The sequence below is a fragment of the Caballeronia sp. EK genome, from assembly GCF_014384845.1.
GTDB classification, from domain to species: Bacteria; Pseudomonadota; Gammaproteobacteria; order Burkholderiales; family Burkholderiaceae; genus Caballeronia; species Caballeronia jiangsuensis.
The window spans coordinates 39,975-61,650 of the sequence record NZ_JACSUE010000007.1 but is presented as its reverse complement, the minus strand read 5'-3'; the positions used below and the strand labels follow the sequence as shown (position 1 = coordinate 61,650).

General features: G+C 63.7%; 22 protein-coding genes. 18 read left to right on the top strand and 4 right to left on the bottom strand.

What is annotated here, in order from left to right; genetic code table 11:
* Positions 1–7 precede the first annotated feature (7 nt).
* Genes IAG25_RS21695 through IAG25_RS21675 form a run of 5 tightly spaced genes read left to right on the top strand, consistent with a single transcriptional unit; the run spans position 8 to position 4,743 of the window.
* Positions 8–802 (top strand): ABC transporter permease, encoded by a 795-nt coding sequence (locus IAG25_RS21695; protein WP_187606687.1) that lies wholly within the window; start codon positions 8–10, stop codon positions 800–802.
* 10 nt (positions 803–812) lie between these two features.
* Positions 813–1,121, top strand: a complete 309-nt coding sequence (locus tag IAG25_RS21690; RefSeq protein WP_187606686.1) for a (2Fe-2S)-binding protein — start codon at positions 813–815, stop codon at positions 1,119–1,121.
* Positions 1,118–2,542, top strand: coding sequence for an FAD/NAD(P)-dependent oxidoreductase (locus IAG25_RS21685; RefSeq protein WP_187606685.1), 1,425 nt, complete (start codon positions 1,118–1,120; stop codon positions 2,540–2,542). Before IAG25_RS21690 ends, IAG25_RS21685 begins: the two co-directional genes overlap by 4 nt.
* Positions 2,535–3,674 carry an NAD(P)/FAD-dependent oxidoreductase gene (locus tag IAG25_RS21680; RefSeq protein WP_187606684.1) on the top strand — a complete coding sequence of 380 codons (1,140 nt, stop codon included), beginning with the start codon at positions 2,535–2,537 and terminating at the stop codon, positions 3,672–3,674. Before IAG25_RS21685 ends, IAG25_RS21680 begins: the two co-directional genes overlap by 8 nt.
* Before the next feature lie 22 nt (positions 3,675–3,696).
* A complete protein-coding gene (locus tag IAG25_RS21675) occupies positions 3,697–4,743 on the top strand; it encodes an ABC transporter substrate-binding protein (RefSeq protein WP_035503809.1) in 1,047 nt (348 codons plus the stop codon).
* 3 nt (positions 4,744–4,746) lie between these two features.
* Here IAG25_RS21675 and IAG25_RS21670 read toward each other — a convergent pair whose 3' ends face one another.
* A complete protein-coding gene (locus IAG25_RS21670) occupies positions 4,747–6,783 on the bottom strand; it encodes an NADH:flavin oxidoreductase (protein WP_187606683.1) in 2,037 nt (678 codons plus the stop codon).
* A gap of 128 nt (positions 6,784–6,911) precedes the next feature.
* Here IAG25_RS21670 and IAG25_RS21665 point away from each other — a divergent pair, with 128 nt between their 5' ends.
* Entirely contained in the window at positions 6,912–7,541 is a 630-nt protein-coding gene (locus tag IAG25_RS21665) for a TetR/AcrR family transcriptional regulator (RefSeq protein ID WP_187606682.1), read from the top strand.
* Here IAG25_RS21665 and IAG25_RS21660 read toward each other — a convergent pair.
* Complete coding sequence (locus IAG25_RS21660) at positions 7,505–8,311, bottom strand: NAD(P)-binding domain-containing protein (protein WP_187606681.1); 807 nt, start codon at positions 8,309–8,311, stop codon at positions 7,505–7,507. The two genes, IAG25_RS21665 and IAG25_RS21660, sit on opposite strands and share 37 nt — an antisense overlap.
* Before the next feature lie 193 nt (positions 8,312–8,504).
* On the opposite strand from IAG25_RS21660, the gene IAG25_RS21655 reads away from it, so the two are divergent.
* The 3 genes from IAG25_RS21655 (at position 8,505) to IAG25_RS21645 (ending at position 10,300) form a co-directional block, all read left to right on the top strand.
* Entirely contained in the window at positions 8,505–9,446 is a 942-nt protein-coding gene (locus IAG25_RS21655) for an aldo/keto reductase (RefSeq protein ID WP_187606680.1), read from the top strand.
* A 31-nt stretch (positions 9,447–9,477) separates the two neighbouring features.
* Positions 9,478–9,861 carry a nuclear transport factor 2 family protein gene (locus tag IAG25_RS21650; protein ID WP_187606679.1) on the top strand — a complete coding sequence of 128 codons (384 nt, stop codon included), beginning with the start codon at positions 9,478–9,480 and terminating at the stop codon, positions 9,859–9,861.
* Positions 9,862–10,060: 199 nt separating this feature from the next.
* Entirely contained in the window at positions 10,061–10,300 is a 240-nt protein-coding gene (locus tag IAG25_RS21645) for a hypothetical protein (protein ID WP_035503817.1), read from the top strand.
* Between the two features lie 29 nt (positions 10,301–10,329).
* On the opposite strand, the gene IAG25_RS21640 is transcribed toward IAG25_RS21645, so the two are convergent.
* Positions 10,330–10,662: a cupin domain-containing protein gene (locus tag IAG25_RS21640; RefSeq protein WP_187606678.1), complete on the bottom strand. Its 333-nt coding sequence runs from the start codon at positions 10,660–10,662 to the stop codon at positions 10,330–10,332.
* Positions 10,663–10,713: 51 nt separating this feature from the next.
* Positions 10,714–11,589, bottom strand: a complete 876-nt coding sequence (locus IAG25_RS21635; protein WP_187606677.1) for a LysR family transcriptional regulator — start codon at positions 11,587–11,589, stop codon at positions 10,714–10,716.
* A gap of 96 nt (positions 11,590–11,685) precedes the next feature.
* Between IAG25_RS21635 and IAG25_RS21630 the strand changes: the two genes are divergently transcribed.
* The 9 genes from IAG25_RS21630 to IAG25_RS21590 all read left to right on the top strand — a co-directional run bounded on the left by IAG25_RS21630 (position 11,686) and on the right by IAG25_RS21590 (position 21,518).
* Positions 11,686–12,888, top strand: a complete 1,203-nt coding sequence (locus IAG25_RS21630) for a YbfB/YjiJ family MFS transporter (RefSeq protein WP_187606676.1) — start codon at positions 11,686–11,688, stop codon at positions 12,886–12,888.
* Positions 12,889–12,963: 75 nt separating this feature from the next.
* Positions 12,964–13,836 (top strand): GNAT family N-acetyltransferase, encoded by an 873-nt coding sequence (locus tag IAG25_RS21625; protein WP_187606675.1) that lies wholly within the window; start codon positions 12,964–12,966, stop codon positions 13,834–13,836.
* A 5-nt stretch (positions 13,837–13,841) separates the two neighbouring features.
* Positions 13,842–14,768: a 2-hydroxyacid dehydrogenase gene (locus tag IAG25_RS21620; protein ID WP_187606674.1), complete on the top strand. Its 927-nt coding sequence runs from the start codon at positions 13,842–13,844 to the stop codon at positions 14,766–14,768.
* Between the two features lie 163 nt (positions 14,769–14,931).
* Positions 14,932–16,341, top strand: coding sequence for an aspartate aminotransferase family protein (locus tag IAG25_RS21615; protein ID WP_187606673.1), 1,410 nt, complete (start codon positions 14,932–14,934; stop codon positions 16,339–16,341).
* A 43-nt stretch (positions 16,342–16,384) separates the two neighbouring features.
* The gene (locus IAG25_RS21610) at positions 16,385–16,882 is read left to right on the top strand and encodes an Lrp/AsnC family transcriptional regulator (RefSeq protein WP_187606672.1); all 498 of its coding nucleotides are present in this window, start codon (positions 16,385–16,387) and stop codon (positions 16,880–16,882) included.
* A gap of 95 nt (positions 16,883–16,977) precedes the next feature.
* Complete coding sequence (locus tag IAG25_RS21605; protein WP_187606671.1) at positions 16,978–18,042, top strand: tartrate dehydrogenase; 1,065 nt, start codon at positions 16,978–16,980, stop codon at positions 18,040–18,042.
* Between the two features lie 17 nt (positions 18,043–18,059).
* A complete protein-coding gene (locus IAG25_RS21600) occupies positions 18,060–19,532 on the top strand; it encodes an NAD-dependent succinate-semialdehyde dehydrogenase (RefSeq protein ID WP_187606670.1) in 1,473 nt (490 codons plus the stop codon).
* Positions 19,529–20,497 carry a M14 family metallopeptidase gene (locus tag IAG25_RS21595; protein WP_187606669.1) on the top strand — a complete coding sequence of 323 codons (969 nt, stop codon included), beginning with the start codon at positions 19,529–19,531 and terminating at the stop codon, positions 20,495–20,497. The genes IAG25_RS21600 and IAG25_RS21595 overlap by 4 nt, the downstream gene beginning before the upstream one ends.
* Before the next feature lie 676 nt (positions 20,498–21,173).
* Positions 21,174–21,518: a cupin domain-containing protein gene (locus tag IAG25_RS21590; protein ID WP_187606668.1), complete on the top strand. Its 345-nt coding sequence runs from the start codon at positions 21,174–21,176 to the stop codon at positions 21,516–21,518.
* The last annotated feature ends 158 nt before the right edge of the window (positions 21,519–21,676 follow it).

The following is a 21,676-nucleotide window of genomic DNA, read 5'->3' as shown; positions in this document are numbered from 1 at the left end:
ATCCATCATGCGCAAAAACGGTCCCGTCGCGCTGGCGTTCCATACGATCGTGATCCTGTTCGTGCTGGCGCCGCTCGTCATCGTCATGCTCGTCGCGTTCACGCCCGAAGAAACGCTGACGCTTCCCACGCACGGCCTCTCGCTGCGCTGGTTCCGCGCGATTCTCGATTATCCCGACTTCATCTCGGCGTTCTTCAACAGCGTGAAGCTCGCATTCGCATCGGCGACGCTGTCGCTCGTGATCGCGTTGCCCGCCGGACTCGCGATCGGCCGCGCGCGCTTTCCGGGACGCGGCTTCCTGAACGGGCTGCTGCTCTCGCCGCTCGTGATTCCCGGCCTCGTGCTCGGCATCGCGATGCTGCGCTTCTTCGCGCTGATCGGCGCAACCGGCTCGTTCGCGTGGCTGATCCTCGCGCACATGGTCATCATCACGCCGTTCGTGATGCGGCTCGTGCTCGCGTCGGTGAGCGGCATGGACCGCAGCATCGAGCACGCCGCATCGTCGCTCGGCGCAAGTTCGTGGACGACCTTCCGCCGCGTCACGCTGCCGATGATCCTGCCCGGCATCACCGGCGGCTGGCTGCTCGCGTTCATCAACAGCTTCGACGAGCTGACGATGTCGGTCTTCGTCACGTCGCCGCAAACGGTGACGCTGCCGGTGCGCATGTACATGTACGCGACCGAATCGATCGATCCGATGATGGCGTCCGTCTCGGCGCTCGTCATCTTCATCACCGCGGGCGCGATGCTGATTCTCGACCGCGTGTACGGGCTCAACCGCATTCTGATCGGCCAGCACTGAACCCACTCTCATGAGCACCGCAACGATTCATCATGCGCCGCAGTTCGTTCGTCTCAATGAGACCGAGCGCGCACGCATTCCCTTCGTTCTCGATGGCGTGCCGGCCGAAGCGCTCGCGGGCGATACGCTTTTGACCGCCATCCTCATGCATCAAAGGCATGTGCGGCACAGCGAATTCAGCGGCAAGCCGCGCGCGGGCTTCTGCCTGATCGGCGCGTGTCAGGACTGCTGGGTGCGCGGCGAGGACGGCAAGCGCATGCGCGCATGTTCGACGCGCATCGAAGCGGGCATGCGTGTCGTCACGGAGGACGTGCGATGAACGGCGCGCATCGTGTGGTGATCGTCGGTGCCGGACCGGCCGGCATTCGCGCGGCGGAGACGCTCGTCGCGGCGGGATTGCGACCGGTCGTCATCGATGAAAACGCGCGCTGGGGCGGACAGATCTATCGGCAGCCGCCCGCCGACGCGGGCTTCAAACGCAGCGCGGCGACGCTCTACGGCTTCGAGGCGAAGAAGGCCGAAGCCGTGCACGGCGCGATGGCGAAGCTGCTGCCGAAGATCGACTATCGCCCCGACACGCTCGCGTGGGCGTGCGAGCAGAGCCGCCTCGACACGCTTCACGCGGGACGCGAGGCGAGCGTGCCGTTCACGCATCTGATCATCGCGAGCGGCGCGACGGATCGCATCGTGCCGCTGCTCGGCTGGACGCTCGCGGGCGTCTTCACGCTCGGCGGCGCGCAGGTCGCGTTGAAAGCGCAAGGCTGCGCGATCGGTTCGCGCGTCGTGTTCGCGGGCACCGGGCCGCTCCTGTATCTCGTCGCCTATCAATACGCGAAAGCAGGCGCGCGGGTCGCTGCCGTGCTCGACACCAGCCCGTTCTCGCGTCAGGCCGCCGCCGCGCCGCGCCTCTTGAACCAGCCTGCGACGTTCGCCAAGGGCCTGTATTACGTCGCATGGCTGCAGGCGCATGGCGTGCGTATCGAACGTGGCGTGACGCTCGATAACATCGACGGCGACGATGCCGTGCGCGGCATCCGCTGGCGCACGCATCGCGGCGAGCCACGCACGCTCGACTGCGATGCCGTCGGCATGGGCTTCGGCCTGCGCCCCGAAACGCAACTCGCGGATCTCGCCGGATGCCGCTTCCGCTTCGACGCGCTCAATCGCTGCTGGCTTCCCGAGCGCGACGCAGCGGGCCGCAGCTCGGAACGCAACGTGTATCTCGCCGGCGACGGCGCGGGCATCGCCGGTGCGGACGCCGCCGAGCTCGCGGGACGGCGCGCCGCGCTCGCGCTGATCGAAGACATCGGCATCATGGCGCACGAACGCGCTCAGCCCGATGCAGCGAAGCTCGAACGCGAACTCGAACGCATCGCCGTTTTCCGCGCGGGCATCGAGCATGCGTTCGCGCCGCCCGCGAACGCCGCGCAGGACTGGCCCGACGACATGATCGTGTGCCGCTGCGAGGAAGTCACCGCCGGCACGATGCGCGCGTGCATCCGCAGCGGCCTCGCCACGGAAGTCAACCGGCTGAAGGCGCTCACGCGCATCGGCATGGGCCGCTGTCAGGGCCGCATGTGCGGCGAATCCGCCATTGCGCTCCTCGCCGCCGAAACCGGCAAGCCGCTCGCCGAGGTCGGCCGTCTGCGCAGCCAGGCGCCCATCAAACCCATCCCGATCACACCGATGCTCTACGACGACGGCGTGCAGGTGCAGCCCGAGGAAGCCCACGATGAGTGACGCGCGTCCGGGTGTGAGTCATTACGATGTGGTGATCGCGGGCGGCGGGCTCGTCGGCTCGTCGACGGCGCTTGCGCTCGCCAAAGCGGGCATGCGCGTCGCGCTGATCGAACGGCGCTTCTGCGGCGCGCAGGCGAGCGGCGTGAACTACGGCGGCGTGCGCACGCAGGGACGCACGGAAGAACAGTTGCCGCTCGCCGTGCGCGCGCGGCGCGTGTATGGCCGCCTGCCCGAGCTGATCGGCATCGACGGCGAGATGGTCATGTCGGGTCATCTGCGTCTCGCGCGCTACGAAGCCGATCTCGACGTGCTCGATCGATGGTCCGCGATGGCGCGCGAACACGGCGTTCAATCGCAGGTGATGAGCGGCGCCGCATTCCGCAAGCGCTATCCGTGGCTCGGAACGGCGGCGATCGGCGGCTCGCTCTGCCCGAGCGACGGCCACGCGAATCCGCGTCTCGTCTCGCCGGGTTTCGCGCATGCCGCCCGGCGCGCGGGCGCCGACGTGCGCGAGCAGACCGAGCTCGCCGACATCACCTTCGACGGCACGCGCTTTCAGATGCGCGCGGGCAACGAGCGCATCAGTTCCGACTGGCTCGTCAACAGCGCGGGCGCGTGGGCGAACCGCATCGCGGGCAGCTTCGGCGAAAGCGCGCCGATGAAGCCCATCTATCCGAACATGTGGGTGACCGAGCCGCTGCCGCTTTTTATCGGGCACAGTCTCGGCGTGGTCGGCGGCGGCATCTACGCGCGTCAGGTCGAACGCGGCAACTGCGTGATCGGCGGCGGACGCGGACATGGCGATGGCGAGTACGCGCAGCCATCGACGGCCACGACGCGCGCCGTGATGCGCGACGCCTGCGCGCTGTTGCCCGCCCTGCGCGATGCGCTCCTGATCCGCACATGGAGCGGCGTGGAAGGCGAGACGCCCGACAGCAATCCGATCATTGGGCCGAGCCGCACCACGCCGCGTCTTCTGCATGCCTTCGGTTTTTCGGGCGGCGGCTTTCTGCTCGCGCCCGGCGTCGGCGAAGTGCTCGCCGAACTGGTCACGCAGGGCGCGACCAGCACGCCGATCGACGCCTTCTCGATCGGACGGTTCAGTTCGATGCCTCTACCCGTCACTCACTAAATCAGAACAAGGAAAACTCACGATGAAGCTGCCCCGCACACTCGTTTCGCTCGCCGCGCTCGTCGCGCTCGGTGTCACGTCGTCCGCCTGGTCGCAGAGCAAGACGATCTATATCGGCATGAACGGCGGACCGATGGAAAAGGCCTACACCAGCCAGGTCCTCCCCGAGTTCGAGAAAGCCAACAACGTGAAGGTCGTCGTGGTGCCGGGCACGTCGTCCGACGTGCTCGCGAAACTGCTCGCGAACCGCAACAGTCCGCAGATCCACGTCGCGTTCCTCGATGACGGCGTGATGGCGCGCGCCGTCAGCATGGGCGTGTGCCAGAAGCTCGACGATGCGCCCGTGCTCAAGGAGCTCTATCCGTTCGCGCGCCTGAAGGACGACATGGGCGCGGGCGTGCAGCTCGGCATGACCGGCATCGGCTACAACACGAAGCTCTTCAAGGAAAAAGGCTGGGCGCCGCCGACTTCGTGGATGGACTTCGCCGATCCGAAGTACAAGGGCAAGGTGGTGTTCCAGTCGGCGTCGAGCAGCACGTTCGGCCTGCACGGCTTCCTTGCGATCAACCGCATCCTCGGCGGCAGCGAGAAGAACGTCGAGCCGGGCTTTTCCAAATGGGCGACGACGGTCGGCCCGAACGTCGTCGAGTACATTCCGAATTCGGCGAAGCTCTCGGAGATGATCACGACGGGCGAAGCCGGCCTCTTTCCGCTCACGCCGACCGCCATCGGCGATCTGAAGGACAAGGGTCTGCCGGTTGCGTATGTCGCGCCGAAGGAAGGCGCGGTGCTGCTGCTCGTCGATGTGTGCGTCGTGAAGAACAATCCCGATCCCGCGCTCGCGCAGAAGCTCGCGCAGTTCCTCCTGTCCGCGCCCGCGCAAACGAAGGCCGCCGAAGCCGGCAAGCAGATTCCCACCAACACGCAGGCGAAGATGACGCCGGAGATGGAGAAGAATCTCGGCGACCTGAACGCGCTCGTGAAGAAAGTGACCGTGGTGGACTGGGACACGATCAACGCGAATCGCGCCCAGTGGGATCAGCGCTGGAATCAGCAGATCGAGAAGTAACGCTTATAGGTCCTTCACTAGACGAAGCGCATCGTAGATGGCGGCGTGCGTATTGCGCGCCGCCACCGCATCTCCGATCCTGAAGAGCTGGAAGCGCCCTTCCGGATTCCGTTCGACGACTTGCGGCTTGCCGTCGATGAGCGTGTCGTAATCGACCGCGCCGAGGTTCGACGACAAAGGCTTCAGCTCGAAGTACAGTTCGTCCATCGGAATGGTGCCGTGATTGACGACGATCTGATCGTGACGCTGCTCTTTCTTCACGCCGCCGTAATCGCTGCCGATCGTCGCCACCAGTTCGCCGCCCTCGCGGCGCACGGATTCGAGGCGGAACGTCACCGTGAATGTGGTCGCGAGTTTCTGCAGCGAGCGCATGTAGGGCACGAGGTTCATGCTCATGACTTCGGGCGAGAACGAGCGGTCGGGCGTCATCACTTCCACCTTGCCGCCGGCCTGCGCGATCGTTTCGGCTGCCTGAAGCGCGGCGTGATCGCCGGCATCGTCGAAGATCAAGACATTCGCGCCGGGCTTCACATCGCCGGAAATGATGTCCCACGAAGAGACGACATGCTCGTTGCCTTCGGTGCAGACTTCCGTGTGCGGCATGCCGCCGGTCGCGACGATCACCACATCCGGATTCTCCGCCAGCACGGTCTCGTTGTCGGCCCACGTATTGAACCTGAACCGCACGCCGAGCCTTTCGCACTGCGCCATGCGCCAGTCGACGATGCCCATCATCTCCTTGCGGCGAACGTTCTGCGCGGTCAGGCGAATCTGGCCGCCGGGATCGTTCATCGCTTCCAGCACGACGACATCGTGCCCGCGCTCGCCCGCGACGCGCGCCGCTTCGAGACCCGCGGGCCCCGCGCCCACGATGACAATCCTGCGCTTCGTCGCGGCAGGCTTGATCGTGTGCGGCATCTCCAGTTCGCGGCCCGTCGCGGCGTTGTGGATGCACAGCGCCATGCCGCCCTGATAGATGCGATCGAGGCAGTAATTCGCGCCCACGCAAGGCCGGATATCGTCCTCCCTGCGCTCGATGATCTTTCGCACGATATGCGGATCGGTCATATGCGCGCGCGTCATGCCGACCATGTCGATCTTGCCCGACTCGATCGCATGGCGCGCGGTCGCGACGTCCTGAATGCGCGCCGCATGGAACGTAGGGAAGTCCGTCGCCTGCCGGATTTCACCCGCGAAATCGAGGTGCGGGGCGCTCTTCATGCCCATGATGGGGATGACATCGGTGAGCCCGGCGTCGGTATCCAGATGGCCGCGAACCACGTTCAGAAAATCGACGAGACCGCTGTTTTTCAGGCGCTTCGAAATCTCGATGCCCTCCTCCTTCGTGATGCCGCCTGCCAGCATTTCGTCGGCCGTATAGCGGATGCCGAGAAGAAAGCGCTCGCCGACGCGCTCGCGCATCGCGCGCAGCACGTCGAACGTGAAGCGCATGCGGTTTTCCAGCGAGCCGCCATACGGACCTTCGAGCGTATTCGTCAGCGGCGACCAGAACTGGTCCATCAAGTGACCGTACGATTCGATTTCCAGCCCGTCGAGCCCGGCGGCCTTCATGCGCTCCGCCGCATCGGCGAAGTCGCGGACGATGCGCTCGATATCCCAGTCCTCCAGCTTCTTCGGAAAAGCGCGGTGCGAGGGTTCGCGGTTGTGCGACGGCGAGACGGCCGGCAGCCAGTCGCCTTTGTCCCAGCGCGTGCGGCGGCCGAGATGCGTCAACTGGATCATCACTTTCGCGCCGTGCTCGTGGCACTCGTCGACGAGATCCTTCATCCACGGAACGACTTCATCCTTGTACGCGAGGATGTTGTTGAAGACCGGCGGACTGTCCTTCGAAACCGCCGCGGAACCCGCCGTCATCGTCAATGCGAGACCCGCCCTGGCCCGTTCGACGTGGTACGCGCGGTAGCTCGCCTTCGGCATCCCGTCCTCGGCGTACGCCGGTTCATGCGACGTCGTCATGATCCGGTTTCGAAAAGTAAGGTGTTTCAGCGTGTACGGCTGCAGCAGCGGGTCCGTGGACATGGATGCCTCATCGAAGCGAGTGGGGACGAAACGCCTGTTGTGAATCAAGAGTAGAACCTCTGTACACATGTGTCAAGTAGGGAGACAATGGTGTACATTGGAGTCGTCAAAGCGGAGGAAATAACGAAATGGACGAGACGCTCGACGTGGTGCGCGGCTCCGCCGACATGTGGCTCGATGCGGCGTATGAAGGCTTTCTGGAAGGTGGCGTGGAGGCGGTCCGCATTCTTCCGCTCGCAAAAAAGCTGAATCTTTCGCGGACGAGTTTCTACTGGTTCTTCAAGGATCGTGAAGAATTGCTGGCCGCGCTGCTCGACCGATGGAAACAGAAGAACACGGGCAACTGGATCGAACGTACGGAAGCGTATGCGGACAGCGTGTGCGAAGCGATCCTGAACGTGTTCGACTGCTGGTTCGACGACACGATCTTCGACTCGCGCTTCGAGGCCGCGATCCGCAACTGGGCGCAGCAATCGCCGGACATCGCGGAGCACATGGCTCAGGACGACGCGCAGCGCATCGAGGCGCTGACTGCGCTATTCGAGCGATTCGACTATGAGCCGCGCGCCGCCGATGTCCGCGCGCGCGTCGCGTATTTCACGCAGGCCGGCTATGTCTCGACGAAGCCTCACGAAGACATGTCCGTCCGCATGATGCGCATTCCGGAGTACGTCGAAGTCTTTACCGGTGTGCGGCCGAAGAAGCACGAACTCCAGCGCTTCTACTCGCGGCGCGACTTCGAGTTCGAGTTCGAATGAACGTGTTCCTTCGCGGTCAGTTGCTCGAACACGTGCTCGCATGCGGCTTTCCACGCCGCGTTGCCACCGAGCCTTTCCAGCACATCCAGACCTTGTGCCGTATAGGTGCCCGCCGTCGCGATGGATGAACCGATTTCGCCGATGCCCGACGAAGCTTTGTATCGCGAGTAAGCCACGCAGTCTTCGACGCCACTGAGCACGAGTTGTCTTGCATCGTCGGGTGCGAAGCCCTTCTGAACGAACCATTGCTGCAAGTCGTGGAGCAGGAAATAAAACCATCCGTTCATGCATGCGCCGACCGTGGCGAGTTCGAATTCGCGTTCGGTTGCAAGCAGCACCGGATTGCCCAGCGCGGCGAGCAACGGCGCCATCGCTGAATCGGCGGGATAGACCGCGACCGTCGAGCGGTTGATCTCGGCAGCGAGGGACAACATGGCGCGCGTGCATTCCCGTGCGCCGAACATCCGCTGCAAATCGCCGACCGGCACGCCACTGACAACGGAAATGAGCGGGATGCCGGGCCTCAAGCTGATTTCCTGCGCGAGCTCGCCGAGTTGTCCCGGACGAACGCCGATGAGGACGACATCAGCGGCATCCGCGACTTCCTGGTTATCGCGCATCAACGTGCAGCCGATATCTTTCGCGAGACTTTCCGCTCTTGCGCGGCTTCTGGGCGAAAGAAGAAACGTCGTGTCGCTGCCGCTGCGATGTAATCCTCGAATCATCTTCTCGGTCAGATCGCCGACGCCGAGCACCCCGAGCTTGATCATGAGTTTCGTCACTCCTCGCTGAGCCTGATTTGTCAAACTGAACATTCGTGCAGATGACGCGCGCATCACGAGGCACTATATCTGCATTCGAGAACATCTGGCCGCTTCCGTTGCACGTGCTCGAATCGGCGCATAGACTGATTCGGGTATCGGGTGTTCACGAATGCATCGTGAAGAAATACGGAGTATCGCCATGATCGAGCAGAGCGATTTTCGGACCAGAAAACTGGCGCTCAATCACGGGAGCGGCCTTATGCCCGCGCTCGGATTCGGCACACTCATTCCCGATGGGGCCACGACTCTTCGTGCCACCCGGGAAGCACTGGAAGCCGGCTATCGACACTTCGATTGCGCCGAGCGGTATCGAAACGAGCGTGAAGTAGGCGAGGCTCTGCGCACAGGGCTCGCGAATGGCGGAATTGCGCGCGAAGATATCTTCGTCACGACAAAGTTATGGAATTCCAATCATCGGCCGGAGCGTGTCGAAGCGGCTTTCGAAGGAAGCCGTGAAAGGCTCGGCGTCGAGTTTCTCGATCTCTATCTGATTCATACGCCGTTTGCATTTCAGCCAGGCGATGAGCAGGATCCGCGCGATCAGAACGGCGCCGTCATTTACGATAAAGGCGTGACTCTGCGCGATACGTGGAGCGCGATGGAGCGTCTCGTCGATCAGGGAAAATGCCGCGCCATAGGACTATCCGATATCGGCCTGGACCAATTGCGAGGGCTTTACGAAGCGGCGCGAATCAAACCCGCAGTGGTACAGGTCGAGGCTCATCCGTATCTTCCGGAAACAGAGCTTCTGGACTTCTGCAAGGAAAATCAGATCGTGTTTCTGGCCTTCGCGCCATTGGGTCATGGCATCAGGCCAGGGCCGCTCGAAGACCCCGTCGTTACGCGAATCGCCGCGCGAATCGGCAAGACGCCGGCGCAGGTACTGCTTGCCTGGGCGATTCAGCGCGGCGGCGCGTTGCTCACGACGCCCAAGACAGCGGAGCGCGCACGCGAGAATCTCGATGTATCCGCGCTTCCGGAAGACGCGTTCGACGAGATCAACCGGATCGAGACGCGGCAGCGGTTCAACGAGGTCGTGAAGACGGGCAGCCCCGGTTTTATTCCGCGCAGCCCGCAGTAATTGCGGCGCGAACGATATCCGGAGCCACGCCATGAGTGAAGAGCAGATTCGAGAAACGCTGAATGCGCACTGGCTCGCATCGGCGAACGGCGACCTCGACGCCGAGCACGACATCTACGATGACGATGCCATCTGCGATTATCCCCAGTCAGGCGAACGCATACGCGGACGGGCGAACTTGCAGGCATTGCGGGGACATCATCCGGACAAGCCGTCCGGTTTCGATGTCAAACGGATTCAGGGAGAAGGCAATCTCTGGATCACCGAATACATGATCTCGTATCAGGGACAGGCGGCCTTTACGGTCAGCATCATGGAATTCCGCGACGGCAAGGTGATTCACGAAACCCAATACTTTTCGAGTCCATTCGAAGCACCGGCCTGGCGAAGTCAGTGGGTTCAGCAAATGAACTGACGGGCGAATGTCTGCCTTGCGCCGACATCGAGCAATCGAACTGTCGCTCGCGAGCCGTCGCGTGACACGCGTGCGCGCTCGAATAAATTGCTCGACGCTTATAGGCAGGGACTTTCGCACTCGTTGGCATGGCGCGTGCAAATGAATGAGTGGCGATTTGCATGTCGTCATTCACTTCACTTTTGCCAGGAGACCAGCCATGACCACTCTGACCATCACCGATCTGCCCCGCGCCGATACCATCGATCGCGATGCGATGTCCGCCGTGCGCGGCGGCATCGCCCATGTGACCTTGCCCGGCGGCGGCAACACGCTTCCCGGATTGCCGACGCTGCCGGCGTCGTGGCCCGGCGCTGCCGCGCTCCTGAAGGAGCTGCACATTCCGGTGCCGCTGCAGATAGCGCCGCAACCCGCGACGCAGGACCCTCGTCTGCTTTGAGCCCGAGTCGCGTGAAACTCGACGCGCCTTCATCGTTCGAAATAGATCGCGAGCCAGACGGTTTGCTCGTCGGCATCCGTCCACGCGACGCGATGCCGGCAATGCGGCTCGATCAGCACGTAGTCGCCCGGACGCATGTCGTGCCGCGTCGAGTTCTCCTCGAACTCGAGCGTGGCCGCTCCCGACAGCAGCACGACCCATTCGGCGCGCGAGTCGTCGTACCAGAAGCCTTCAGGACTCGCGTGTCCCATCGACACGATCCGCTCCACGTTCAGGCGCTGCCCCGTGACGAGCATGTCGATCCGCTCTTCGACGCCGCGCTTTGCTTCGACGCCGAACAGGTTACCCGTTTGCAGTTGCATGGATCGGCCTCGCGTCAGGGTTCAAATCGCTGATATCGATTATGTGCGAACTCAACTCGACCCGCTTACCAGCAGATCGCGCATCGCGTTGAGCGCCGCCGAGAAGTGCCCTTTGCGCCACACGAGCAGCGTATCGACGCGGCCGAGTTCGCCCATCGGATGCAGATCCACTTCGCCATCCAGCCGCGCGAGTTCGAGCACTGAACGCGGCGCCACCGCGACGCCCGCTCCCGCCGCCACGCACGCGACGATCGCGTGATACGAACCCAGCTCCAGCACCCGCGCCGGTCGGATGCCCTGCTGCTCGTACCAGCGCATCGCGTATGAGCGGTAAGCGCAGCCGCGCTCGAACGCCACCAGCGTCAGACCCGCCGCCTCGCGCGCCGTCGTCGCCGGATGCTGTCCGCGCGGCGTGACCAGCGCCAGCTCTTCCTCGAACACCGGCACGAACTCGAACTGCTCGGGGGGAAGCGAGTCGGGCTCGATCGGACGCGCCATCACCGCCGCGTCCACTTCGAACGTGCGCACGCTTTCGATGAGCGCGCGTGTCACGCCCGTCGCCAGTTCGAGCGTCACCTGCGGCCAGCGCTGATGGTAAGTCGCGAGCACGCGCGGCAGGCGGCTCGCGGCCGTGCTTTCCATCGTCCCGAGCCGCAGACGCCCCTGCGGACGATTCTCGCTGACCGCGTGACGCGCTTCCTCGGCGAGCGCGAGCAGACGTTCCGCATAGGGCAGCAAGGTCTCGCCGGCCGGCGTCAGCACGAGACGCCGGCCATCGCGAATGAAAAGGTCCGTGCCGAGCGTCTCCTCAAGCTGACGGATGCGCGTCGTCACGTTCGACTGCACGCGATTGAGCTTCGCCGCCGCCCGCGTCACGCCGTTCTCGCGCACGACGGCCCGAAAAATGGTCAATGCCGATAGATCCATGATCTTTCCAGAAGATTCATTGCATCTCGATTATTCATTTTTCAAGATACATCGGTCAAGTTAGGATGCGTTCATTACCGCTTCGCTGATCGCCTCATGGCCTCCTCGCCCGCACAAGCCTCGTCGCTGCCCGCCCATCACGCGCGAAATGCCGCGCTGGCGTGCGCCGTCGTGCTCGCGGTGGCGCTCGGCGTCGGACGATTCGCCTTCACGCCGCTGCTTCCGCTGATGCTGAAAAGCGGCGCGCTCGATATCCGCCACGGCGGCTGGCTCGCATCGGCGAATTACGCGGGCTACTTGATCGGCGCGTTGTCGTGCGCGGCGATCCGCATCGACCACGCGCGCATGGTGCGCCTCGCGCTCGCGTGGACGATCGTGCTGACGCTCGCGATGGGCGTCGTCCATCTCTTCTGGCTGTGGGCCGCGATACGCTTCGCGGCGGGCGTCGTCAGCGCCTGGGCCTTCGTGTTCGCGTCGCAGTGGGGCTTGCGGCGGCTCGCCGAACTCGACGCGCACGGCCTCGGCGGCGTGATCTACGCGGGGCCCGGCGTCGGCATCGTGGCGACCGGTTTGCTCGGCGCGGCGGCCGCCGCGCTCGGCGTGCCAGCGCCTTCGGTATGGATCGGATTCGCGATCGCGTCGGGCGTGGCGGGCGCGATCGTGTGGAAGACGCTCGCTCATCGGGCGCCATCGACGCGTGGTCGCGCACACGTGCCCGAGCGCGCGGCGCCCGCGTCGGCGCGCGCCGATTCGATCGGGCTCGTCGGCCTCTACAGCCTCGCGGGCTTCGGTTACATCATCACCGCGACGTTTCTTCCCGTCATCGCGCGACAGGCGTTGCCGGGCTCGCCGTGGCCCGACCTGTTCTGGCCGGCGTTCGGACTGGCGCTGATCGCAGGTGCGCTGATCGCCGCGCGGCTGCCGCTGTCGTGGGACAACCGGTTCTTGTCGGCGGCGTGCTATGTGATCCAGGCGCTCGGCATCTTGCTGGGCATCGTGTTTCCGAGCGCGCTCGGCTTCGGTATCGGCAGCGCGCTGCTGGGCTTGCCGTTCACCGCGATCACCTTGTTCGCGATGCGCGAGGCGCGCCGATTGCGCGGTGAAGCCGCCGCCGGCCTGATGGGATACGCGACCGCCGCGTACGGCGTGGGACAGATCGCGGGACCGCTCGTCGCAGCACCGATCGCCGCGCACACCGGCTCCTTTTCCATCGCGTTATGGATCGCGGTGGCGGCGCTGGGACTCGGCGCGGCCGGACTGGCATGGCTCGGGATGCGCGGGCGCACAGCGAGCGCCTGACGCAACAGGATCGTCCTATCCGCGCGCCTAAGCCGCGTGTCAAAGTGGCGGGCATCCTCTCATGTGGAGCATGCCGTGTCCGCCGCCGAAACATCCGCTCTTCTCTATCGCCCCTTCACCGCCGATGACATCGCCGCGGCGCATGCGCTCTCGGTCGAAGTCAAATGGCCGCATCGCGCCGACGACTGGCGCTTCGTGCTCGACGCCGGCGCGGGTTTCATCGCGCAGGACGGCGAGCGCGTGGTCGGCACCGCGCTCTTCTGGACATACGGCGACGATGGCGGATCGCTCGGCATGGTGATCGTCGCGCCCGACTGCCAAGGCAAGGGCATCGGCCGCAAGCTGATGGAACTGCTGCTCGAAGCGCTCGGCAACCGCATCACCGTGCTGCACGCGACGCCCGCGGGCGAACCGCTTTACGCGAAGCTCGGGTTCAAACGCATCGGCGCGATCCATCAGCATCAATCCGCCGATTTCGCTGTACCCGCAATCGACCTGCCGCAAGGCGAACGGCTGCGCGCGATCGAACCGGGCGATACGCAAGCCATCGTCGATCTCGCATCGCGCGCGAACGGACTCGACCGAAGCGCGTTGCTGCCCGCGCTGTTGAACGTCGCGCGCGGCGTCGTGCTCGAACGCGATGGCGAAGTGATCGGCTTCTCGCTCATCCGCGAGTTCGGGCGCGGTCACGCGATCGGACCGGTGGTTGCCGTCACCACGGATCAACAGCAGCAACGCCGCGCGCAGGCGCTCATCGCGCATACGCTCGCGTCTCGCGAAGGCACGTTCACGCGCATCGATACGCCGGATGAAAGCGGTCTGTCGGACTGGCTCGAAGGCATCGGGCTCAAACGTGTGGACACGGTCATCAAGATGGCGCGCAACGGCACGCCGCCGCACGATGCGTCCGTCGCGCAATTCGCGATCATCAATCAGGCGCTGGGCTGATACCCATGACGATCCTCTATAAAGCCGATCCCGAACGCGGCCGCCAATGGGCGCAGCACTTCGCGCAGAAAGCGCCGGACGTGACGTTCCGTGTGTGGCCCGACATCGGCGATCCCGCAGCCGTCCGCTATCTCGCCGCATGGCAGCCGCCCGCCGACGTCATGCAGACATTCCCCAATCTCGAAGTGATCTTCTCCGTGGGCGCGGGCATCGATCAGTTCGATCTGTCGGGCGTGCCGCCGCATGTCGCCGTCGTGCGGATGACCGAGCCGGGCATCGTCGAAGGCATGGTCGAATACGTGACGCAGGCCGTGCTCACCATTCATCGCGATCTCTTCGATTACGCCGCGCAGCAACGCGAGCGCGTCTGGCGCGAGATGCCCGTGCGCGCCGCTTCGACGCGGCGCGTCGGCGTGCTCGGGCTCGGCATGCTCGGCACGGCGGTGCTGAAAACGCTGCGTCTCTTCGGCTTCGATTGCGCCGGATGGAGCCGTTCGCCGCATGAGATCGAAGGCGTCGAATGTCATGCGGGCGTCGAATCGCTCGATACGTTCCTCGCGCGCACCGATATCCTCGTGTGCCTGCTGCCGCTCACGGATGCGACGCGCGGCCTCATCGGCAAACACGTGTTCGAGACGCTGCCCAAAGGCGCATCGTTCATCAACGTGGGGCGCGGCCCGCAGGTGATTCAGCAGGATCTGCTCGATGCGCTCGACAGCGGTCATCTCCATGCCGCGATCCTCGACGTCACCGATCCCGAGCCTTTATCGCCGACGCATCCGTTCTGGACGCATCCGCGCGTGCGCCTGACGCCGCATATCGCGAGCGCGACGCGGCCGGAAACCGCCGTCGATGTGGTGCTGGAGAACCTGCGCCGCCATCGTGCGGGAGAACGCATGATCGGCGCAATCGACCGCACGCGCGGCTACTGAACCGTCCTCCGGGGCGCGCAGCACAAAATGCTGCGCGCCCCCCGAAAAAAACCGCGAATTCACTTTTTGGCGATTTTTTTGGCGATGCGCGCGATACGGCTCTGCCGATAGTATGAAACGGTCAAGAGCCATTCCGCCCCCTTCGAGAAGAGAGAGCCGCATCATGCCGATCAAGTCGCTTGTCGAGTCCGACCGTCAACATCTGATTCATCCCGTCGTCAGCTATCGCGCGCATGAGGCACGCGGCGTCACCGTGCTCGATTCCGCCGATGGCGTGTTCCTGCGCGATATCGAAGGCAAACAGTTGCTCGACGCGTTCTCCGGCCTGTGGTGCGTGAACACGGGTTACGGGCACGCGAGCATCGTCGAGGCCGCTGCGAAGCAGATGACGAAACTGCCCTACGCCACGAGCTATTTCCACTTCGGCTCCGAACCCGCGATCGAACTGGCCGCAAAGCTCGTCGAGCTCGCGCCCGCGTCGCTGCAACACGTGTACTTCACGCTCGGCGGCTCGGATGCCGTCGATTCCGCGCTGCGCTTCATCACGCACTACTACAACGCGACGGGGCGTCCGTCGAAGAAGCATTGCATCGCGCTGCAACGCGGTTATCACGGATCGTCGTCGATCGGCGCGGGACTGACCGCCTTGCCCGCGTTCCATCGCAACTTCGATCTGCCGCTCGCGACGCAGCATCACATTCCTTCGCCGTATGCGTATCGCAACGATTACGCCGACGATGCCGCGCTCATCGCAGCATCGGTGCAGGCGCTCGAAGCGAAGGTCGCGGAGCTCGGCGCGGACAACGTCGCCGCATTCTTCTGCGAGCCGATTCAAGGCTCGGGCGGCGTGATCGTGCCGCCGTCGGGCTGGCTGAAAGCGATGCGCGATGCGTGCCGCAAGCTCGATATCCTCTTCGTCGCCGATGAAGTGATCACCGGCTTCGGCCGAACGGGTCCGCTCTTCGCGTGCGAAGGCGAAGGCGTCGAGCCGGACCTGATGACGGTCGCGAAGGGCTTGACCGCAGGCTATGCGCCGATGGGCGCGGTCCTCATGTCCGACGCGGTCTATCGAGGCATCGCCGATGGCGCAGATGCGTCCGCGGTCATCGGTCATGGCCACACGTATTCGGCGCATCCGGTGAGCGCGGCCATCGGCCTTGAAGTGATGCGGCTCTATCATGAAGGCGGCCTGCTCGCGAACGGCCAGGCGCAGGCGCCGCGTTTCGCGCAAGGGCTCGACGCATTGCTCGAACATCCGCTCGTCGGTGACTCGCGTCATCGCGGTTTGCTCGGCGCGCTCGAACTCGTCGCCGACAAGGAAAGCAAGCGCGGCTTCGATGCATCGCTCAAGCTGCCCGACCGTATCGCCGCAGCCGCGTATGGCAACGGCCTCGTGTTTCGCGCGTTCGGCGACAACATCCTCGGCTTCGCGCCGGCGCTGTGCTACACGCAAGCGAACTTCGACATGCTGTTCGAGCGCCTCACGAAAACGCTCGACGACGTGCTCGCGCAGAGCGAAGTACGCGATGCGTTGAAGGGCGGATCGGGCTTCAGCTCCCGCGCGGCTGCGTGATAACATCGACCGACCGCCGACATGCGAGACCGAACCCGCCGCGATGAGCACCGACAGCAAGCTGGACCGAATCGATCTGCGTATCCTCTCGCAATTGCAGAAGCGCGGGCGCATCACGAACGTGGAGCTCGCCGATGCGGTCGGTCTGTCGCCCAGCCCTTGCCTGATTCGTGTGAAGCGGCTGGAAAAGGCGGGTTTCATCGTCGGCTACGGCGCGCAGATTCAACTCGAGAAGCTCGGCGACGTGCAGGTGGTCTTCACCGAAGTCACGCTCGCGGATCATCGCCGCGAAGACTTCATCAACTTCGTGAATGCCGTGAAGGATGTCGACGAGATCGTCGAATGTCATCTCGCGAGCGGCGGCTACGACTATCTGCTCAAGTTCGTCACGCGCAGCGTAAGCCATTACCAGAGCATTGTGGAAGGACTGCTGGAGCGTGGCATCGGCATCGAAAAGTACTTCAGCTATGTCATCATCAAGACGGCGTTCGTGAAAACGCACTATCCGCTCGAAACGCTCTTCTCGCAGCATCATCACTGAGGCGCGCGCCTCATTCTTCTCATGAACGAATGCACGCACGCGCGTTTTGCACGTGCGTGCTTTTTATCGTCGATCATCTTCACGCGGAGTAGCACATGTCCAGCAAATATCGTATTGCCGTGATTCCGGGCGACGGCATCGGCAAGGAAGTGATGCCCGAAGCATTGCGCGCGCTCGATGCCGTGAGCAAGCGCTTCAATATCGAACTGGAGTACCGGCATATCGAGTGGGCGAGTTGCGATTACTACGCGCAGCACGGCCAGATGATGCCCGACGACTGGAAGGCGCAACTGCAAGACGCCGATGCGATTCTGTTCGGCGCGGTCGGCTGGCCTGACACCGTGCCGGACCACATCTCGCTGTGGGGTTCGCTTCTCAAGTTTCGCCGCGAGTTCGATCAGTACATCAACCTGCGGCCCGCGCGTCTTTTCGACGGCGTGCCCTCGCCGCTCGCGAACCGCAAGGCGGGCGACATCGACTTCATGATCGTGCGCGAAAACACCGAGGGCGAGTATTCGTCCGTCGGCGGCACGATGTTCGAAGGCACGGAACGCGAGTTCGTCTCGCAGACATCGATCTTCACGAGAAAGGGCGCAGAACGCGTATTGAAGTTCGCGTTCGATCTCGCGCAAAAACGCGAGAAGAAACTCACCGTCGCCACCAAGAGCAACGGCATTTCGATCAGCATGCCGTGGTGGGATTCGCGCGCCGCCGAAATCGCCGCGCAGTATCCCGAGATCAAGTGGGACAAGCAGCACATCGACATTCTGTGCGCGCGCTTCGTGCTGAGCCCGGATCGCTTCGATGTGGTCGTCGCGACGAACCTCTTCGGCGACATTCTTTCGGACCTCGGTCCGGCATGCACGGGCACGATCGGCATTGCGCCTTCGGCCAACATGAACCCGGAGCGCAACTTCCCGTCGCTGTTCGAGCCGGTGCATGGTTCCGCGCCGGATATCGCGGGCAAGAACATCGCCAATCCGGTCGCGATGATCTGGTCGGCGGCGATGATGCTCGAATTCCTCGGCGAACGCGACGCGCACGACGCGATGCTCTCCGCCATCGAAACCGTGCTCAAGCAAGGGCCGCATACCGGCGATCTCGGCGGCCGCGCGAACACGACGGAAGTCGGCACGGCCATTGCGCGCCTGCTCGGCTGAACATTCCGGAGACCATCATGACGCAACGATACGAGTTGAGCGATCTGATTCGCGCCGACAATTTCATCGACGGCAAATGGGTTCCCGCCGCGAGCGGCAAGCGCTTCGCCGTCACCGATCCCGCGACGGGCGATGTCATCGCGCAAGTGGCCGACAGCGGCCCCGCCGACGCCCGCGCCGCCACCGACGCCGCCGCGCGCGCCTTTCCCGCGTGGCGCGATACGCTGCCGAAAGATCGCGCGGCCGTGCTGCATCGCTGGCATGCGCTGATCGTCGAAAACGCGGATGCGCTCGGGCGTCTGATCTCGCTCGAACAGGGCAAGCCGTTCGCGGAAGGCCGCGGCGAAGTGATGTACGGCGCGTCGTATGTCGCATGGTTCGCGGATGAAGCCACGCGCATCTACGGCGACATCATTCCGCAGCAGCAGCGCGGCAAGCGCATGAGCGCGGTGAAGGAGCCGGTTGGCATCGTCGCGGCGATCACGCCGTGGAATTTCCCGCTCGCGATGATCGCGCGCAAGATCGCGCCTGCGCTCGCGGCGGGTTGCACGGTGGTCGGCAAGCCTGCCGAAGACACGCCGCTCACGGCGCTCGCGTTGGTGCTGCTCGCGCATGAAGCAGGCGTGCCGGCGGGTGCGTTGAATCTGATCGGCGCATCGCGCGAGAATGCGCAGGAAGCCGTCGGCGACTGGCTCGAAGATGGCCGCGTGCGCAAGATCACCTTCACGGGCTCGACGCCGGTGGGCAAGTACCTCGCACGCGAATCGGCGGGCACGTTGAAGAAGCTGTCGCTGGAACTCGGCGGCAATGCGCCCTTCATCGTATTCGACGACGCCGATCTCGACGCCGCCGTCGCGGGACTGATGGCATCGAAATTCCGCAATGGCGGACAGACTTGCGTGTGCCCGAATCGCGTGTACGTGCAGTCGTCCGTGTACGACAAGTTCGCCGATCTGCTGGCGAAGCGCGTCGCCGCATTGAAGGTCGCCCCCGCGACGGACCCCGACGCGCAGATCGGCCCGATGATCAACGCGCGCGCGGTCGAGAAGATCGAACGTCACGTAAGCGACGCAGTCGAACGCGGCGCACGCGCGCTCACGGGCGGCAAGCGTCTCGCCGAACTCGGCCCGAACTATTACGCGCCGACCGTGCTCACCGGCGCCACGCCCGACATGCAATTGAGCTGCGAGGAAACCTTCGGCCCGGTCGTGCCGCTCTTTCGTTTCGACGATGAAGCCGAAGCCATCCGCGTCGCGAACGATACGCCCTTCGGCCTCGCCGCCTATTTCTATAGCCAGAACCTGAAGCGCATCGATCGCGTGTCGCGTCTGCTCGAAGCGGGACTCGTCGGCATCAACGAAGGCGCGATTTCGAGCGAAGCTGCGCCGTTCGGCGGCGTGAAGGAATCGGGTTATGGACGCGAAGGCTCGAAGTATGGCCTCGACGATTATCTGTCGATCAAATATCTCTGCCAGGGCGGACTCGAATGAACGCCTATCCGATCGAGATCACGTTTCCCGATATCGGCGCGCATGCAGCGGGCAACGCGGGTGTGCCGTATGTGCATACGTTCGACTCGGGCATCGACGGTCCGCATGTGATGATCAACGCGCTCACGCACGGCAACGAAGTGTGCGGCGCGATCGTCGTCGACGCGTTGCTGCGCGCTCGACTGAGGCCGCGTCGCGGCAAGCTCACGCTGGCCTTCGCGAACGTCGATGCATACGCGCGCTTCGATGCGGACAAGCCGGATGCATCGCGCTTCGTCGATCAGGATTTCAATCGCGTATGGACTGCGCAAGCGCTCGATGACACCTCGCGCGATTCGAGCGAACTGCGCCGCGCCCGCGCGATGCGGCCTGTGATCGATACCGTCGATTTGCTGCTCGATCTTCATTCGATGCATGAGAAGAGCAAGCCGCTGATCGTCGCGGGGCCGCTTGATAAAGGCATCGAATTGTCGGCGCAACTCGGCACGCCCGCGACCGTCATCTGCGATGAAGGCCATCCCGAAGGACGGCGCATGCGCGATTACGAAGGCTTCGGCGATCCGTCGAGCAGCAGGAATGCATTGCTTATCGAATGCGGACAGCACTGGGAAGCGGGCGCTGTAACCGTGGCGCGCGACGTGACTGCGCGGTTTCTTCTGCTCTCCGGTGTCGTCGACGAGGATGATTTGCCTGCGGGGTGGATTCAGGCATCGCCGCGGGAGATGCTCGTCGTGCGGGTGACGGAACCCGTTGTCGCGAAGAGCATGGACTTTCGTTTTGCGGGTGAGTACACCGGGCTCGAAGTGTTTCCCGAAGCGGGTAGCGTGATCGGGTGGTCGGATGGGGCCGCTGTCGAGACGCCCTATGACGATTGCATGCTCGTCATGCCCTCATTGCGGCAATTACGTCCGGGAGTGACTGTCGTGCGGCTCGGCAGGATCGAACAGCGTATTCAATCGGAATAGAGATTTTGCGGAGTTTGTTTTCGCCGGATCCCGGGTTCGTGGTGGTCTATTAGCACTGCCCCTCCCCGGGGCGGGGGTCACTTTCTTTGCTGCTGCAAAGAAAGTAACCAAAGAAAGCAGCTCGTTCTGGCCCGCAGTCACACGCACGTTGGCCATGCTTGCCAGCTCGCGGTGGCACTCGCCTAAGTGTCGCCCTCGAAGGACCAACCGGGCTTGGATCGCGCACGGTCTGCCGCGCCAGTTGTTTTAGGGCGCTGGTTCAGCACCAAATAGCTTCGGCACTGCGCTCCGCGCTGCCGTCGGGTATGCGAGGGAAACCATCGAAGAAGAAGCGCGCACGGACCCGATTGACCCATCGGCCGCGTAGCGGGCCGGAGCTATTTGATGCTGAACCAGTTTGTTCTGTGGTGCGATGAGTCAGACCGTGCGCGATCCAAGCCCTTGTCTGCTTGTGGGGGCACTCGCTATTGCCGGGCCATTAGGCCAATCGCCTGTGCCGCGGCCGGCATGAAGTGCTTAGGCTGGGGATAGCTGTTTCTTTGGTTACTTTCTTTGCAGCAGCAAAGAAAGTGACTGCCGCCCCGCACAGGGGCAGTGCTAATGAACCGACGCGAAATCAGGATTTCATAAACTCCGGGATCCGGCAAAAAAACCCAAACCATCAAAGGCAGAACCAATGAAAGTTCAACAGATCAAACAGAGCATTGCGATTGAGGGATTAGAAAACTGGGGCACAGCGGGCCTTCCCGGCCCACAGGAAATCAAAATCTCCGGCGTGCAAAAAGTCATCCCAGGCAGCGAGGCCATCGATACCGGCGTATTCGAATGCACACCCGGCACGTATCGCCGTTCGGTCAAACAGGCGGAAGTCATGCATTTCCTCGCGGGAAACGGCCGCTTCACCCCCGACGGTGAAGACACGATTCATTTCACCGGCGGCGATACGCTCTTCTTCGCCGCGAACACCGAAGGCACATGGGAAGTCGATGAAACCATGCGCAAAGTCTATGTGATCTTCTGAACCCGCGACAGAACGCGGCCATTTCACTGACATAACATCAGGTCATGGTCACTCCAACAATTCCGGCGTTGCCGCCGCGTATTTGACTCAATATATTTTTAGTCATCCACGCGCCGTCTCCGCTTTCGGTCGAAGCCATGCGGGACCGCGCGATCCGC